Source organism: Caldimonas mangrovi (assembly GCF_023721835.1).
Lineage (GTDB): Bacteria > Pseudomonadota > Gammaproteobacteria > Burkholderiales > Burkholderiaceae_C > Caldimonas > Caldimonas mangrovi.
In genome coordinates this window covers 87,043-101,367 of sequence record NZ_JAMKFE010000010.1, presented here as the reverse complement: position 1 = coordinate 101,367, position 14,325 = coordinate 87,043, and the positions used below count along the sequence as shown (strand labels likewise).

Below are 14,325 nucleotides of genomic sequence, written 5' to 3'. Positions count from 1 at the left end.
AGACACGCGGGGCATGCCCACGGAACCGGTGATTTTACTGGGTGGAAGCGAGCAGTGCCGACGCCGGCCTGAGATAATCCCGGCCCATGAGCATCTCCATCAAGACCGGCGCGGACATCGAGGGCATGCGCCTGGCCGGGCGCTTCGCCTCCGAAGTGCTGGACTACCTGACGCCCCACGTGAAGGCCGGCGTCACGACCGAACAACTCGACAGGCTCGCGCACGACTACATCGTGAACGAACAGGGCGCCATTCCCGCGCCGCTGAACTACCAGCCGCCGGGCTACACGCCCTACCCGAAGTCGATCTGCACGTCGATCAACCAGCAGATCTGCCACGGCATCCCGAACGACCGGGCGCTGAAGAACGGCGACATCCTGAACATCGACGTCACCGTGATCAAGGACGGCTGGCACGGCGACACCAGCCGCATGTTCGTCGTCGGCGACGCCTCCATCCAGGCCAAGCGGCTGTGCCAGATCACCTATGAGGCCATGTGGCGGGGCATCCTGAAGGTCAAGCCGGGCGCGCGCCTGGGCGATATCGGCCATTCGATCCAGACCTTCGCCGAGAACGCCGGCTATTCGGTCGTGCGCGAATTCTGCGGCCACGGCATCGGCTCCAAGTTCCATGAGGAGCCGCAGGTACTGCACTACGGCCGCCCGGGCACACTGGAAGAATTGAAGCCCGGCATGATCTTCACGATCGAGCCGATGATCAATGCCGGCCGCCGCGAGATCCGCGAGATGCCCGACGGCTGGACCATCGTCACGAAGGACCGCTCGTTGTCGGCGCAGTGGGAGCACACCGTGCTCGTTACCGACACCGGTTTCGAGGTGCTGACGTTGTCGGCCGGTTACCCGCCGCTGCCGGACTTCGTGACCGCAGCCCTCGCGGCCTGACCGCCTCCCCTTTTTCATGGCCGTCGTCCCCAGCGTACCCGCGGGCTCCCTGGCCGCAGCCCCGAGCGTCAGCGACCTGCGGATGCTGTTCCGCAGCGGCAAAGCCGCGCTGATCCAGGCCTTTCGGGAATCCCGGCCCACCGCGGCGGCGGCGACCCGGCTGCTGAAAAGCCTGGCACGCCACGTCGACCAGACGCTGGAGGACCTCTGGGAGCATGCGCTGCTGCCGCGCGGCGCCGCGCTGCTGGCGGTCGGCGGCTATGGCCGCGGCGAGCTGTTCCCCTATTCCGACGTCGATGTGCTGGTGCTGCTGCCGGACGACACCTCGCTGGCCCATGATGCCAATGCCGCGCTGAAGTCGAGCATCGAAGGTTTCATCACCGCGTGCTGGGACATCGGTCTCGAGATCGGCTCGAGCGTGCGCAGCGTCAGCGAATGCCTCGAAGAGGCCGAGCGCGACGTGACGGTGCAGACGGCGCTGCTCGAATCGCGCTTCTTGTGCGGCTCCCGACCGCTGTACCAGCAGTTTCGCCGCGCCTTCGGGCAGCAGGTCGACCCGCGTGCCTTCCTGCGCGCGAAGACGCTGGAAATGCGCCAGCGCCACCAGAAGTACGAAGACACGCCCTATTCGCTGGAGCCCAATTGCAAGGAAAGCCCGGGCGGCCTGCGAGATCTGCAGGTGGTGCTGTGGGTGGCGCGTGCCGCCGGCCTCGGCAAGACATGGTCCGAGCTGGCCGCCACAGGGCTGGTGACGCCGTTCGAGGTCAAGCAGTTGCAACGCAACGAAGGCGTGCTGAAGCTGATCCGTGCACGCCTGCACATGGTGGCCGGCCGGCGCGAGGACCGGCTCGTGTTCGACCTGCAGACAGCGGTGGCCGAAACCTTCGGCGACAAGGCGACCAAGGCACGCCGGGCGTCGGAGGCGCTGATGCACCGCTACTACTGGGCGGCCAAGGCGGTCGGCCAGCTGAACCAGATCCTGATGCTCAACATCGAAGAGCGCATCAACGGTTCGCAGGACGCACCGATGCGACCGATCGACGCGCAGTTCCTCGACCGCGACGGCATGCTGGAAGTCGCGAGCGACGACCTCTACGAACGCGATCGCCATGCCATTCTGCGCACCTTCCTGATCTACCAGCAAACGCCCGGCGTCAAGGGCTTGTCGGCGCGCACGCTGCGTGCGCTGTACAACGCCCGCGAGCTGATGGACGCCGAATTCCGCCGAGACCCGGTCAACCGTGCCACGTTCCTGCAGATCCTGAAGCAGCCGGTCGGCCAGACGCATGCCCTGCGGCTGATGAACCAGACCAGCGTGCTCGGCCGCTACCTGTGGGTCTTCCGTCGCATCGTCGGACGCATGCAGCACGACCTGTTCCACGCCTACACGGTCGATCAGCACATCCTGATGGTGCTGCGCAACGTGCGGCGCTTCTTCGTGCCGGAGCACGCGCACGAGTACCCGTTCTGCTCGCAGCTCGCGGCGCAGTTCGAGGATCCGTACGTGCTGTACGTGGCTGCGCTGTTCCACGATGTCGCGAAGGGCCGTGGCGGCGACCACTCCGACCTCGGGACGGTGGAGGTGCGGCGCTTCTGCCGCGATCACGGCATCCCGAAAGACGACACCCGGCTGATCGAGTTCCTGGTCCAGCAGCACCTGACGATGTCGCGGGTGGCGCAGAAGGAAGACCTGAGCGACCCGGACGTGATCGAAGCTTTTGCGCACAAGGTCGGCAGCGAGCGATGCCTGACGGCGCTGTACCTGCTGACGGTGGCCGACATCCGCGGCACCAGCCCCAAGGTGTGGAATGCCTGGAAGGGCAAGCTGCTCGAAGACCTGTACCGGCTGACGCTGCGCGCACTCGGCGGCGCGCGGCCGAACATGGACTCCGAGATCGAGGCGCGCAAGCAGGAAGCGCTACACGCGCTGAACCTCTATTCGCTGCTGCCGGGCACGCAGGAAGCGCTGTGGAAGACGCTGGAGCTGAGCTACTTCGCGCGCCACGACGCCGGCGACATCGCCTGGCACGCGCGCTCGCTGTGGCGGCACGTGGAAAGCGACCAGCCGGTGGTGCGCGCACGCTTGTCGCCCATCGGCGAAGGCTTGCAGGTGCTGGTGTACTCGCCCGACCGTGCCGACCTGTTCGCACGCATCTGCGGCTACTTCGACAGCGCCGGGTTCAGCATCCTGGACGCCAAGATCCACACCACGCGTGCGGGTTACGCGCTGGACACCTTCCAGGTCATCTCGCCCAACCTCGACCACCACTACCGCGACCTGATCTCGCTGGTCGAGACTCAGCTGGGGCAGGCACTGGTGGCGCAAGGGCCGCTGCCGGAACCCGGCCGCGGCAGGCTGTCGCGGCGCGTGAAGTCCTTCCCGGTGCAGCCCCGCGTGCTGCTGCGCCCCGACGAGCGCGGCCAGCGCTGGCTGCTCAGCGTCTCGGCAAGCGACCGCTCGGGCCTGCTCTATTCCATTGCCCGTGTCCTGGCGAAGTACAAGGTCAACCTGCAACTCGCCAAGGTCAGCACGCTGGGCGAACGGGTCGAGGACACCTTCCTGATCGACGGCGCGGCGCTGCACCAGGGCAAGGTGCAGCTCTCGATGGAGTCGGACCTGCTCGACGCCCTGGCGCAATAGCGCGCTCTCAATCGTCCGAGGCGGGATCGAGCCCGGGAAACAGCACCGACGTGAACCCGAAGCGGCTGAAGTCGCGGATGCGCATCGGGTACAGCTTGCCGATCAGGTGGTCGCACTCGTGCTGCACGACGCGCGCATGGAACCCCTCGGCTTCGCGGTCGATTTCCCGGCCGTCCGGGTCGAAGCCGCGGTAGCGGATGCGCGCGTGGCGCGGCACCACGCCGCGCAGGCCGGGCACCGAGAGGCAGCCTTCCCAGCCATCTTCCATCTCGTCGCTCAGCGGCTCGATCACCGGGTTGACGAGGACGGTGCGTGGCACCGGCGGTGCGTCCGGATACCGATCGTTGCGGTCGAATCCGAAGATGACGACCGCGAGGTCCACGCCGACCTGAGGTGCGGCAAGGCCGGCGCCGTTCGCTGCCGCCATCGTGTCGAACAGGTCGGCGACCAGCGCGCGGAGCTCTGCCGTGCCGAACGTCATCACCGGCTGCGCGACGCGTAACAGCCGGGGGTCGCCCATCTTCAGGATTTCGCGTACCGTCATTCATTGCCTCCAAACGCTTCAAAGCCGCGCACGGCCAGGGTCGACGGCCCTTTACATCTTGGGACGGTCATCGGCGCGCGATCGTCGCAACATGGGACTCGTTCACATGCTCCAGTTTCACGATGCCGCCTCTCCCGCGCGCCACAGCCTCCCGCCGCCCTGCCGACCTTCCATTGAAGCGCCTGCTTTGGGCCTTGCTGGTTTTCGACTTCGCCTTCATGGGCGCGCACCTGGTGCACACCCACGGCACCTGGCTGTCCAGCGTGAACTTCTCGATCAAGCGTGACGGCGGCTATGCCGAGCGCTTCCAGTATCTCCAACTGCTGGCGCTCGGCACCATGCTGCTGTGGCTGTTCGCCCACATGCGGCGGCTCGTCTTGCTGTTGTGGGCAGGCCTGTTCCTCTACCTGGCGTGCGATGACGCGCTGCGCCTGCACGAACGCGCGGGCCTGCACATTGCCGAAACCTTGGAGTATGCCGACGCGCTCAGTCTGAGAGCGCGGGACTGGGGCGAGCTGACGGTTGCGTTGGCCATGAGCCTGGTGGCCGGGCCGTTGCTGATCGGCGCCTGGCATCGTGCTACCGGTCCGGCGCGGCTGATCGCGCGCGACCTGGCCCTGTTGGCAGCCGCCTTGCTGACCTGCGCGATCGGGGTGGACATGCTGCAAGTGGTGTGGACCGGCTCCTGGCTGGGCACCCCGCTGGCCTTGCTCGAGGACGGCGGCGAGATGGTGGTGGCCAGCACTGCCGTGTACTACGTGCTGCAATGGGCGGTATCGCCGCGCGCCACGGCCGTGGCCTTCCGGCCACCCCAGGTGCCGGCGTGGCGCGGCTGATGCGTCCCTACGGCGCCAGCAACTGCTTCAACCCCGCCTCGTCGAGGACCGCCACCCCGAGTTCCTGCGCCTTGGCCAGCTTGCTGCCGGCTTCCGCGCCGGCCACCACGTAGTCGGTCTTCTTCGACACCGAGCCGGCCACCTTGCCGCCGGCCGCCTCGATCAATTCCTTGGCCTCCTCGCGCGTCATCGTCGGCAGCGTACCGGTCAGCACGATGGTCTTGCCGGCCAGGGCCCTGGGGCCGGTGTCGGTACGGCCTTCACTCTCGGGCCATTGCACACCGGCCGCGCGCAGCTGCTCGGCGACCTCGCGGTTGTGCGGCTGCTCGAAGAACGCGTGGATGCTTTGCGCGACGACCGGGCCGACGTCGTTGACCTCCAGCAACTGTGCCTCGCTCGCGTTCATGATGCGGTCGAGCGAACCCAAGTGCTTCGCCAGGTCTTTCGCGGTCGCCTCGCCGATGTGGCGTATGCCCAGCCCGAACAGGAAACGCGCCAGCGTCGTCTGCTTCGACTTCTCGAGTGCGGCCACGAGGTTCTGTGCCGACTTCTCGCCCATGCGGTCGAGCTCGGACAGCTTTGCGACCCCGAGCTTGTAGAGTTCGGGCAGCGTGCGGATCAACCCGCTGTCGACCAGCTGATCGACCAGCTTGTCGCCCAGACCTTCGATGTCCAGGGCACGGCGCTGCGCGAAGTGCAGGATCGCCTGCTTGCGCTGCGCAGCACAGAACAGCCCCCCGGTGCAACGCCAGTCGACCTCGCCTTCCCCGCGCAGCAGGTCGGAGCCGCACACCGGGCACTTGCCGCCCAGGCGCTTGTACAAGTCCCATGGTTCACCGGCCGCGACCTCGGGCGGGCGCTTGTCGAGCAGCACCGAGACGACCTCGGGGATCACGTCGCCGGCGCGCCGGACGATCACCGTGTCGCCGATGCGCACGTCCTTGCGCGCGATCTCGTCCTGGTTGTGCAACGTCGCATTGGTGACGGTGACACCGCCGACGAACACCGGCGCCAGCTTGGCAACCGGCGTCATCTTGCCGGTGCGGCCGACCTGCACCTCGATGTTCTGCACCGTCGTCATCTGCTCTTGCGCCGGGTACTTGTGGGCGACGGCCCAGACCGGCTCGCGGTTGCGAAAGCCCAGCTCGCGCTGCAGCGCAAGGCTGTCGACCTTGTAGACGACACCATCGATGTCGAACGGCAACTCGTCGCGCCGCGCCGCGATGCGCTGATGAAAGTCGATCAGGCCCGAAGCGCCGGCGGCGACGCTGCGCTCGCGGCTGACCGGCAGCCCGAAGGACGCCAAGGCATCGAGAATGCCGCTGTGCGTGTGCGGCTGCGCTTTCCAGCTGCCGACTTCACCCAACCCGTAGGCAAAGAACGACAGCGGCCGTTGCGCGGTGATCTTCGGATCGAGCTGACGCACCGCGCCGGCGGCCGTGTTGCGAGGGTTGATGAAGGTTTTCTCGCCTGCCTCGCGCTGGCGCGCATTGAGTTTCTCGAAGTCATCGCGCCGCATGTAGATCTCGCCACGCACCTCCAGCACCGGCGGCACCTCCCGGCCCTGCAGCCGAAGCGGAATCTGGCCGATCGTGCGCACGTTCGGCGTCACGTCCTCGCCCTGCTCTCCATTGCCACGGGTGACCGCGCGCACCAGCACGCCGTCCTCGTAGCGCAGGCTGATCGCCAAGCCGTCGAACTTCAGCTCCGCTGCATAGTCGATCGGCGCATCATCGGCTTCGAGGCCCAGGCGCTTGCGGATGCGGGTGTCGAACGCCACCGCGCCTTCGGCCGTCGTGTCAGTCTCGGTCTGGATGGACAGCATCGGCACCGCATGGCGCACCGCAGGCAGCTCGTCGAGCAGCGCGCCGCCGACCCGCTGCGTCGGCGAGTCCGGGGTCTGCAGCTCGGGGTACTTCGCCTCCAGCGCCTGCAATTCCTGGAACAGCCTGTCGTACTCGGCGTCCGGGATCTCGGGCGCGTCGAGCACGTAGTAGCAGTAGGCGTGGTGATGCAGCTGGGTGTGCAGCTCTGCCGCGCGGCGCGCGGCGGCTTCGCATTCGGGGTGGGCTTTCATCGGGACGGGTGTCAGCTGAAAAGCCGGCGCGCCGCTGCCGAACCCGCCGCCAGTCCGCGTTCGTCGAGCGTGCGATAGAGCTGCTGCAGCGCCTGGCCGATCGAGTCGAACGCCGCCGGCGTGAGGGACTGGCCGTTGTCGTCGACGACCACGGCCTCCATGCCGAGCGCCAGCGCCTGTGCGCTGGCCTGCCAAGCCTGGAAGGGCTCCTCGCCCGGTGCCGTCTGCGGCACGTCGAAGGACAGCGTCACGTCGCGTACCGCGGCCAGGTTGGGGTCTTCCGCAAAGGCAGCCTGCGAATCGAACTGCAGGCTCAGCACCGGCGGCGAGCCTTCCTCGCGGGCCGGCAGCACCAGGCGCCCTGGCACCACGCCAGGCACGAACCCATGCCGGCCGGCGTGCTGCTGCAGATACGACACCGCCCAGGCGGCGCCGCGCGCATGCAGATGGCAGGCCAGCTGCGCATCGTGCTGACTCGCGAACTGGTCCAGTTCCCGTGCACGGCCGACCACGTCCAGCATGTCGGGGAAGTCGACCGCGGCGCCGAGCGCATCGGCAAAGCCCTGCACCTTCTGGACGAACTCGGAATACTCGATCTCGTTGAGGGCGCCGGTACGGTTGGCCAGCTGCACGCCGGCCTGGAACTCGCGGTAGCTGTGACCCGGCTGCGGCGACTCCCATTCAGAGGTTGCCTCGCTCAAGCCTTCGATGAAGAACGGCTTGCTGCCGGCACGACGCGTCGGCGGCAGATGGGCCAGCACGTTCTCGCCGCTGACGGCCACGTCCGTTGTCAGCGTCGCCATCGCATCGATCAACGGGTCGAGGCGCAGCCCGGGATGACGACGCATCGGCGGCAAGGGGTTGACCAGTGGCGGCACCGACGGCAGGGCTTCGCCCTCCGCACCGCTCTCGCTGGCCGGCGCGGGCTCGCCGAAGGTCGGCTCGACATGCCGCGCCGGCTCGGTCCTGGGCAGCGGGCGCCGGTCCGCCACGCGCACGCCCGCCTTGCGCGCCTGCCATGCGCTGTGCGCCACGACACCGGCCAGCACCAGCCCCCCGACGATCGCCAACGCCGCCTGCAGACTGCTCACGCTGCCTCCGCCATGACCATGGCCGCTTCCATGTCGACCGCCACGATGCGCGACACGCCCTGTTCCTGCATGGTCACGCCGATCAGCTGTTCGGCCATCTCCATCGCGATCTTGTTGTGCGAGATGAACAGGAACTGGGTGCCCTTGGACATGCTGCGTACCAGGTTGGCATAGCGCTCGGTGTTGGCGTCATCGAGCGGTGCGTCCACTTCGTCGAGCAGGCAGAACGGCGCCGGGTTGAGCTGGAACATCGCGAACACCAGGGCAATCGCCGTCAGCGCCTTTTCGCCGCCCGACAGCAGGTGGATCGTGCTGTTCTTCTTGCCCGGCGGCTGCGCCATCACCTGCACACCGGAATCGAGGATCTCGTCGCCGGTCATCACCAGCTTGGCCGTGCCGCCGCCGAACAGGCTGGGGAACATCTTGCCGAAGTGCTCGTTGACGAAGTCGAAGGTCTTCTTCAGCAGATCGCGGGTTTCGAGGTCGATCTTGTGGATCGCGTCTTCCAGCGTGGTGATGGCGTCGTTCAGGTCCGCCGACTGGGCATCGAGGAAGGTCTTGCGTTCGCGGGCCGACGTCAGCTCGTCCAGCGCGGCCAGGTTCACCGCGCCCAGCGCGTTGATCTCGCGGTTGACGCGATCGATCTCGCCTTGCAGGCCATAGAGCTTGACGTGGCCGTCTTCGATCGTCTTCGCCAGCGCTTCGAGGTCGACTTCGGCCTGGGTCAGCTGCTCCATGAACTGGGCGCCGCCCAGCGACGCCGCCTGCTCCTCGAGCTGCAGTTTCGTGATGCGGTCGCGCAGCGGCTGCAGGCTGCGCTCGAACTCCATGCGCTGTTCTTCGGCGCGGCGCAGCTTCGTCGACAGGTCGTCGTACTCGCTGCGCTTGTTGGCCAGCGCCGATTCGCGCTCGAGCTTCAGCGCCAGCGCTTCTTGCAGACCTGCCTGCGCCGCCGCATCGTTGAAGCTGTCGAGCTCGGACTGCAGCTGCACCGCTGTCTGCTCGTTGACCTGGATCTGCTGCACAGCGGTCTCGATCGAGCGCTGCAATTCGCCGCGGCGCGCGGCCAGGGCACGTGCCGAGAACTGCGCTTCCTGGGCTTCGCGCTCCAGCGAGCGCAGCTGTTCGCGCGCTTCGTTGAGCTTGCGCTCGGCCTCGATCACGGCCTCTTCCAGTTCGGCATGGCGTTCCTGCTCGTTGGCGAGCGCCATGTCCAGCTCCTCGAAGCGTGCCTCGCCGGTGGCGCGGCGTTCGTTCAGTTCTTCAAGCTGACCATCGATCTCGGCCAGCTCGCCTTCGATCTGGCCGCGCCGGCTGCTGGTCTGTTCGGCCTGCTGCGTCAGCCGCAGCACCTCGACCTGCAGCTGATGGGCGCGGCTTTGCAGCTCGGCCGCTTCGCGGCGCGCGGTCACCAGGCGTTGCGATGCATCGGTGTACGCCGCTTCCGCACGCACCAATGCGGAGCGTGAATCCTCAGCGATCAGGGCCTGCGCGCGCACCTGGCGCTCGAGGTTCTCGATTTCCTGGGCACGCGCCAGCATGCCCGCCTGCTCGGAATCGGGCGCGTAGAAGGCCACCGCGAACTGCGACACCGCATGCCCTTCGCGGGTCATGATGATCTCGCCGTGCGTGAGCTTGTTGCGTTCGGCCAGCGCCTCGTCGAGCGACGACGCGGTGTAGACGCCTTCGAGCCAGTCGTTCAGCAGCGCCTTCAGGCCGGCGTCTCCCAAGCGCAGCAAGTCCGACAGGCGCGACAGCGTATGGTGCGTGTTGCTGATCGCCGCGGCCGGCAGGGTGTAGAACGCCAGTTTGGCCGGCGGCGCATCGTTCGCGAAGGCGCGCACCGTCTCGACGCGGCCGACCTCCAGCGCACTCATGCGTTCGCGCAGCGCCGATTCCAGCGCGGTTTCCCAGCCCGCCTCGATGTGAACCTTGGTCCACAGGCCCTGCAGGCCTTCGAGGCCGTGCTTCGCCAGCCAGGGCTTCAGCTTGCCTTCGGTCTGCACCTTCTCCTGCAGCGCACGCAGCGCTTCCAGGCGTGCCGCCAGATCGGCCTGCCGGGCCGATTCGGTGTTGACGAGCTCCTGCTTGGCGCGGCGGTCCTCGTCGCGCTGCGGCACCTGCTCGGTCAGCTCGTGCAGGCGTTCCTCGGCGATCGCCCGGGCTTGCGCCGCCTGCTCGTTCTGCCGGCTGAGATCGGACAGCCGGGATTCGTCCGGGGCGGCCAGGCCCTTGACCTCGGCGGCCAGGCGCTCGCGGCGCAACGTCAGCTGGCGCGACTGTTCCTCGACGTTGCGAGACTCGGCCGCCAGCAGGTGGATCTGCTGCTGCACGCCGGCGACCGAGTTGCGCTGCTCGTTGGCGCGCTGGGCCGCGGCCCGCACGGTGTCTTCGTAGCCCGGCAGGTTGGACGACTGCTCCTCGGCCTGCGCCGCCAGGATCTCCGCCTGCTCCTCGGCCATCGCGATCTGCTCGGCGATGGTTTCAAGTTCGTTCTGAGCGTCGGCCCGGCGCTCAGCCCACTGCTCGCTCTGGACCTTCAGCTCGGTGAGCCGCTGCTCGACGCGCTGGCGGCCTTCGACGACATAGCGGATGCGCTCTTCGAGCCGGCTCACTTCCAGGCTCGCCTCGGCGAGCAGCCCCTGGGCGGCATGCAGCTCGTCGCTGGCGGTGTAATGCGCCTGGCGCACCGTCTCGAGTTCGGCCTCGACGTGGCGCAACTCGGCCAGGCGCGACTCGAGCGCGTTGGTGGCTTCCAGCACGTCCTTCTTGACGCGCTCCTGCTCGCTGGCGGCATCGCGGTGCTTCAGAAACCACAGCTGGTGCAGCTTCAGGGTGCCCTGTTCCTGCAAGTTGCGGTACTGCGACGCGACTTCAGCCTGCTTCTCCAGCTTCTCGAGGTTGGCGTTCAATTCGCGCAGGATGTCCTCGACACGGGTCAGGTTCTCGCGCGTGTCCTTCAGCCGGTTCTCGGTCTCGCGGCGGCGCTCCTTGTACTTCGAGACGCCGGCGGCTTCCTCGAGGAACATGCGCAGTTCCTCGGGCTTGGATTCGATGATGCGGCTGATCGTGCCCTGGCCGATGATCGCGTAGGCGCGCGGCCCCAGGCCGGTGCCGAGGAACACGTCCTGCACGTCGCGCCGCCGCACCGGCTGGTTGTTGATGAAGTAACTGGAGGTGCCGTCGCGCGTCAGCACGCGTTTCACGGCGATCTCGGCGAACTGGTTCCACTGGCCGCCGGCGCGGGCGTCCTCGTTGCTGAAGATCAGCTCGACGCTGGCGCGGCTGGACGGCTTGCGGTTGCCGGAGCCGTTGAAGATCACGTCCTGCATCGACTCGCCGCGCAGTTCCGAGGCCTTCGATTCGCCCAGCACCCAGCGCACCGCGTCCATGATGTTGGATTTGCCGCAACCGTTGGGGCCAACGACGCCGACGAGTTGCCCCGGCAACTGGAAGTGGGTCGGCTCGGCAAAGGACTTGAAGCCGGACAGCTTGATCGAGTTCAGACGCATGGGCAGGGAACCGCGCGGGGTCGCATGCGCTTCCGACAGCGCAGCCACCCTCGTTTAAGTGCTTGATTTGCTTAAGGAATCTCGCGTTCCGGCGAGCTTCGATCGAGGCGGGATGATACCATCCGCCCCTCCGCTGAACTGTGTCCAGACCTACGCTGCCGCCATGCCCAAGACCGCGTCGAAAACTGCGCCGAAATCGGCGTCTGCTCAGGCTCCCGCCGCCGCCAGGCAGCGCGAAATGCCGCCCAACCCGCCTTCGGCGCCGTCGAAGGAACTGCACGTGTTCCCGAACCCGGCGCGCGAGCGCGACTACGTGATCCAGTTCCAGGTGCCCGAGTTCACCTGCCACTGCCCGCTGACCGGCCAACCCGACTTCGCCCACTTCACGATCGACTACATCGCCGACAAGCTGTGCGTCGAGCTGAAGAGCCTGAAGATGTACATGTGGAGCTTTCGCAACGAGGGGGCTTTCCACGAGAAGGTGACCAACGACATCCTCGACGACATCGTCAAGGCGGTCGACCCGCGCTTCATCCGCATCACCGCCAAGTGGTATGTACGCGGCGGCATCTATACCAACGTGGTGGCCGAACATCGCAAGAAGGGCTGGAAACCGCAACCGCGCGTCGAGCTGCCCCGGCACGGCAGCGAGACCGGCCTGCTCGGCTGAAAGCGGCGTGCGCCCATGAATCCCCTGCTTTCCAGGCTACAGCCCTATCCCTTCGAGCGGCTGCGCGAGCTGACGAAGGACATCCCGCCCAACCCGGCGTACCGACCGATCAGCCTGGGCATCGGCGAGCCCAAGCATCCGACGCCGGCGTTCATCCAACAGGCTCTCACTGACGCGCTTGGCGGGCTGGCGAGCTACCCCGCCACCGCCGGTGACCCGAAGCTGCGCGAAGCCATGTGCGCTTGGGTTCAGCGCCGCTATGGCGTGCAGCTGAATCCCGCGACCCAGGTGCTGCCGGTCAACGGCTCCCGCGAGGCGCTGTTCGCGCTGGCGCAGACCGTGATCGACCCGACACAGCACCGCAATGCCGGCGGGCCGGTGGTCGTCTGCCCCAACCCGTTCTATCAGATCTACGAAGGCGCGGCCCTGCTGGCCGGCGCCCGCGTGGCCTACGCCAACAGCGACCCGGCACGCAACTTCGCGCCCGACCTGTCGAGCATTCCGGAGTCGACCTGGGCCGCGACGCAGCTGCTGTACGTCTGCTCGCCCGGCAATCCGACCGGCGCCGTGATGCCGCTGGACGAATGGCAGCGGCTGTTCGAACTGAGCGACCGCCACGGCTTCGTGATCGCCTCCGACGAGTGCTATTCCGAGATCTATTTCCGCGACGTCGCGCCGCTCGGCGGCCTGGAAGCCGCCCTCAAGCTCGGCCGCACCGATTTCCGCAACCTGATCTCGCTGACCAGCCTGTCCAAGCGCTCCAATGTGCCGGGCATGCGCTCCGGTTTCGTGGCGGGCGACGCACAACTGATCAGGCCGTTCCTGCTCTACCGCACCTATCACGGCAGCGCGATGAGCCCGGTGGTGCAGCAGGCCAGCATCGCGGCGTGGAACGACGAGCGGCATGTCATCGACAACCGTGAGAAATACCGCAGCAAGTTCGCGCGCGTCACCCCTATGCTCACCGAAGTGATGGACGTGGCCCTGCCGGACGCCGGCTTCTACCTGTGGGCGAAAGTGCCGGGCGCCGACACCGACTTCGCCCGCGGCCTGCTCGCTCAATACAATGTGGCGGTCCTGCCCGGCAGCTATCTTGCGCGCGAGGCGCACGGCATCAACCCGGGTGCCAGCCGCATCCGTATGGCGCTGGTGGCCGAAGTCGACGAATGCGTCGAAGCCGCCGAGCGCATCGTGGCCTACGTCCGATCCCTTTCCTGAGTTCCATGACCATGACCCAACAACTCGAAGCCCTCATCAACCAGGCGTGGGAAGACCGCGCCACGCTGTCTGCTGCAGCCGCCTCGGCCGACGTGCGTGCAGCCGTCGAGCAGGTCATCGCCGACCTGAACAAGGGCCGTGTGCGCGTGGCCGAGAAGATCGACGGCGCCTGGGCGGTGCACCAGTGGGTCAAGAAAGCGGTGCTGCTGAGCTTTCGCCTCAACGACAACGTGGCCATGCGTGCCGGCGACCTCGGCTTCTTCGACAAGGTGCCCACCAAGTTCGCTCACCTGAGCGACGAGGAAATGCGCGCCACCGGTGTGCGCGTCGTGCCCCCGGCCGTCGCCCGCCGCGGCAGCTATATCGCGAAGAACGTCGTGCTGATGCCGTCTTACGTGAACATCGGCGCCTACGTCGACGAAGGCGCGATGGTCGACACCTGGGCCACCGTGGGCTCGTGCGCGCAGATCGGCAAGAACGTGCATTTGTCCGGCGGTGTCGGCATCGGCGGTGTGCTGGAGCCGCTGCAGGCCAACCCGACCATCATCGAGGACAACTGCTTCATCGGTGCGCGCTCGGAAGTGGTCGAAGGCGTGATCGTCGAGGAGAACTCGGTGCTCGGCATGGGCGTGTACCTGGGCCAGAGCACACCGATCTACAACCGCGAAACCGACGAGATTACCTACGGCCGCGTGCCGAGCGGCTCGGTGATCGTGAGCGGCAGCCTGCCGAAAGCCGGTGGCAAGTACAACCTGTACTGCGCCGTGATCGTCAAGCGGGTGGATGCGCAGACGCGCTCCAAGACCAGCATCAACGACCTGCTGCGCGCCTGAG

Annotated in this window: 10 protein-coding genes; 6 read left to right on the top strand and 4 right to left on the bottom strand. The window is 67.2% G+C overall.

Features of this window, described 5'->3' with window-relative positions:
• Positions 1-86 precede the first annotated feature (86 nt).
• A complete protein-coding gene (gene map, locus M8A51_RS16635) occupies positions 87-902 on the top strand; it encodes a type I methionyl aminopeptidase (RefSeq protein WP_251779636.1) in 816 nt (271 codons plus the stop codon).
• A 16-nt stretch (positions 903-918) separates the two neighbouring features.
• Positions 919-3,543, top strand: coding sequence for a [protein-PII] uridylyltransferase (locus M8A51_RS16630; RefSeq protein ID WP_251779635.1), 2,625 nt, complete (start codon positions 919-921; stop codon positions 3,541-3,543).
• Between the two features lie 7 nt (positions 3,544-3,550).
• Here M8A51_RS16630 and def read toward each other — a convergent pair whose 3' ends face one another.
• Entirely contained in the window at positions 3,551-4,087 is a 537-nt protein-coding gene (def, locus tag M8A51_RS16625) for a peptide deformylase (protein ID WP_251779634.1), read from the bottom strand.
• Positions 4,088-4,260: 173 nt separating this feature from the next.
• Here def and M8A51_RS16620 point away from each other — a divergent pair, with 173 nt between their 5' ends.
• Entirely contained in the window at positions 4,261-4,923 is a 663-nt protein-coding gene (locus tag M8A51_RS16620; RefSeq protein WP_251779633.1) for a hypothetical protein, read from the top strand.
• 7 nt (positions 4,924-4,930) lie between these two features.
• On the opposite strand, the gene ligA is transcribed toward M8A51_RS16620, so the two are convergent.
• Genes ligA through smc form a run of 3 tightly spaced genes read right to left on the bottom strand, consistent with a single transcriptional unit; the run spans position 4,931 to position 11,603 of the window.
• Entirely contained in the window at positions 4,931-7,000 is a 2,070-nt protein-coding gene (gene ligA / locus M8A51_RS16615; protein WP_251779632.1) for an NAD-dependent DNA ligase LigA, read from the bottom strand.
• Between the two features lie 11 nt (positions 7,001-7,011).
• Positions 7,012-8,091 (bottom strand): cell division protein FtsZ, encoded by a 1,080-nt coding sequence (locus M8A51_RS16610; protein WP_251779631.1) that lies wholly within the window; start codon positions 8,089-8,091, stop codon positions 7,012-7,014.
• Entirely contained in the window at positions 8,088-11,603 is a 3,516-nt protein-coding gene (smc, locus tag M8A51_RS16605) for a chromosome segregation protein SMC (RefSeq protein WP_251779630.1), read from the bottom strand. The genes M8A51_RS16610 and smc overlap by 4 nt, the downstream gene beginning before the upstream one ends.
• 238 nt (positions 11,604-11,841) lie before the next feature.
• Between smc and queF the strand changes: the two genes are divergently transcribed.
• The 3 genes from queF to dapD are packed head-to-tail and all read left to right on the top strand — an operon-like array spanning position 11,842 to position 14,324.
• The gene (gene queF / locus M8A51_RS16600; protein ID WP_251779629.1) at positions 11,842-12,273 is read left to right on the top strand and encodes a preQ(1) synthase; all 432 of its coding nucleotides are present in this window, start codon (positions 11,842-11,844) and stop codon (positions 12,271-12,273) included.
• A 15-nt stretch (positions 12,274-12,288) separates the two neighbouring features.
• Positions 12,289-13,491, top strand: a complete 1,203-nt coding sequence (dapC, locus tag M8A51_RS16595; protein WP_251779628.1) for a succinyldiaminopimelate transaminase — start codon at positions 12,289-12,291, stop codon at positions 13,489-13,491.
• 11 nt (positions 13,492-13,502) lie between these two features.
• On the top strand, positions 13,503-14,324 hold the full coding sequence (gene dapD, locus M8A51_RS16590; RefSeq protein ID WP_251779744.1) for a 2,3,4,5-tetrahydropyridine-2,6-dicarboxylate N-succinyltransferase: 822 nt from the start codon (positions 13,503-13,505) through the stop codon (positions 14,322-14,324).
• The last annotated feature ends 1 nt before the right edge of the window (position 14,325 follow it).

What these genes read in the sequence shown, in the direction of transcription:
- M8A51_RS16630 (WP_251779635.1), top strand. Translation starts at nt 919, where the DNA reads ATGGCCGTCGTCCCCAGCGTACCCGCGGGCTCCCTGGCCGCAGCCCCG.
- dapC (WP_251779628.1), top strand. Translation starts at nt 12,289, where the DNA reads ATGAATCCCCTGCTTTCCAGGCTACAGCCCTATCCCTTCGAGCGGCTG.
- queF (WP_251779629.1), top strand. Translation starts at nt 11,842, where the DNA reads ATGCCGCCCAACCCGCCTTCGGCGCCGTCGAAGGAACTGCACGTGTTC.
- map (WP_251779636.1), top strand. Translation starts at nt 87, where the DNA reads ATGAGCATCTCCATCAAGACCGGCGCGGACATCGAGGGCATGCGCCTG.
- dapD (WP_251779744.1), top strand. Translation starts at nt 13,503, where the DNA reads ATGACCCAACAACTCGAAGCCCTCATCAACCAGGCGTGGGAAGACCGC.
- def (WP_251779634.1), bottom strand. Translation starts at nt 4,087, where the DNA reads ATGACGGTACGCGAAATCCTGAAGATGGGCGACCCCCGGCTGTTACGC.
- smc (WP_251779630.1), bottom strand. Translation starts at nt 11,603, where the DNA reads ATGCGTCTGAACTCGATCAAGCTGTCCGGCTTCAAGTCCTTTGCCGAG.
- ligA (WP_251779632.1), bottom strand. Translation starts at nt 7,000, where the DNA reads ATGAAAGCCCACCCCGAATGCGAAGCCGCCGCGCGCCGCGCGGCAGAG.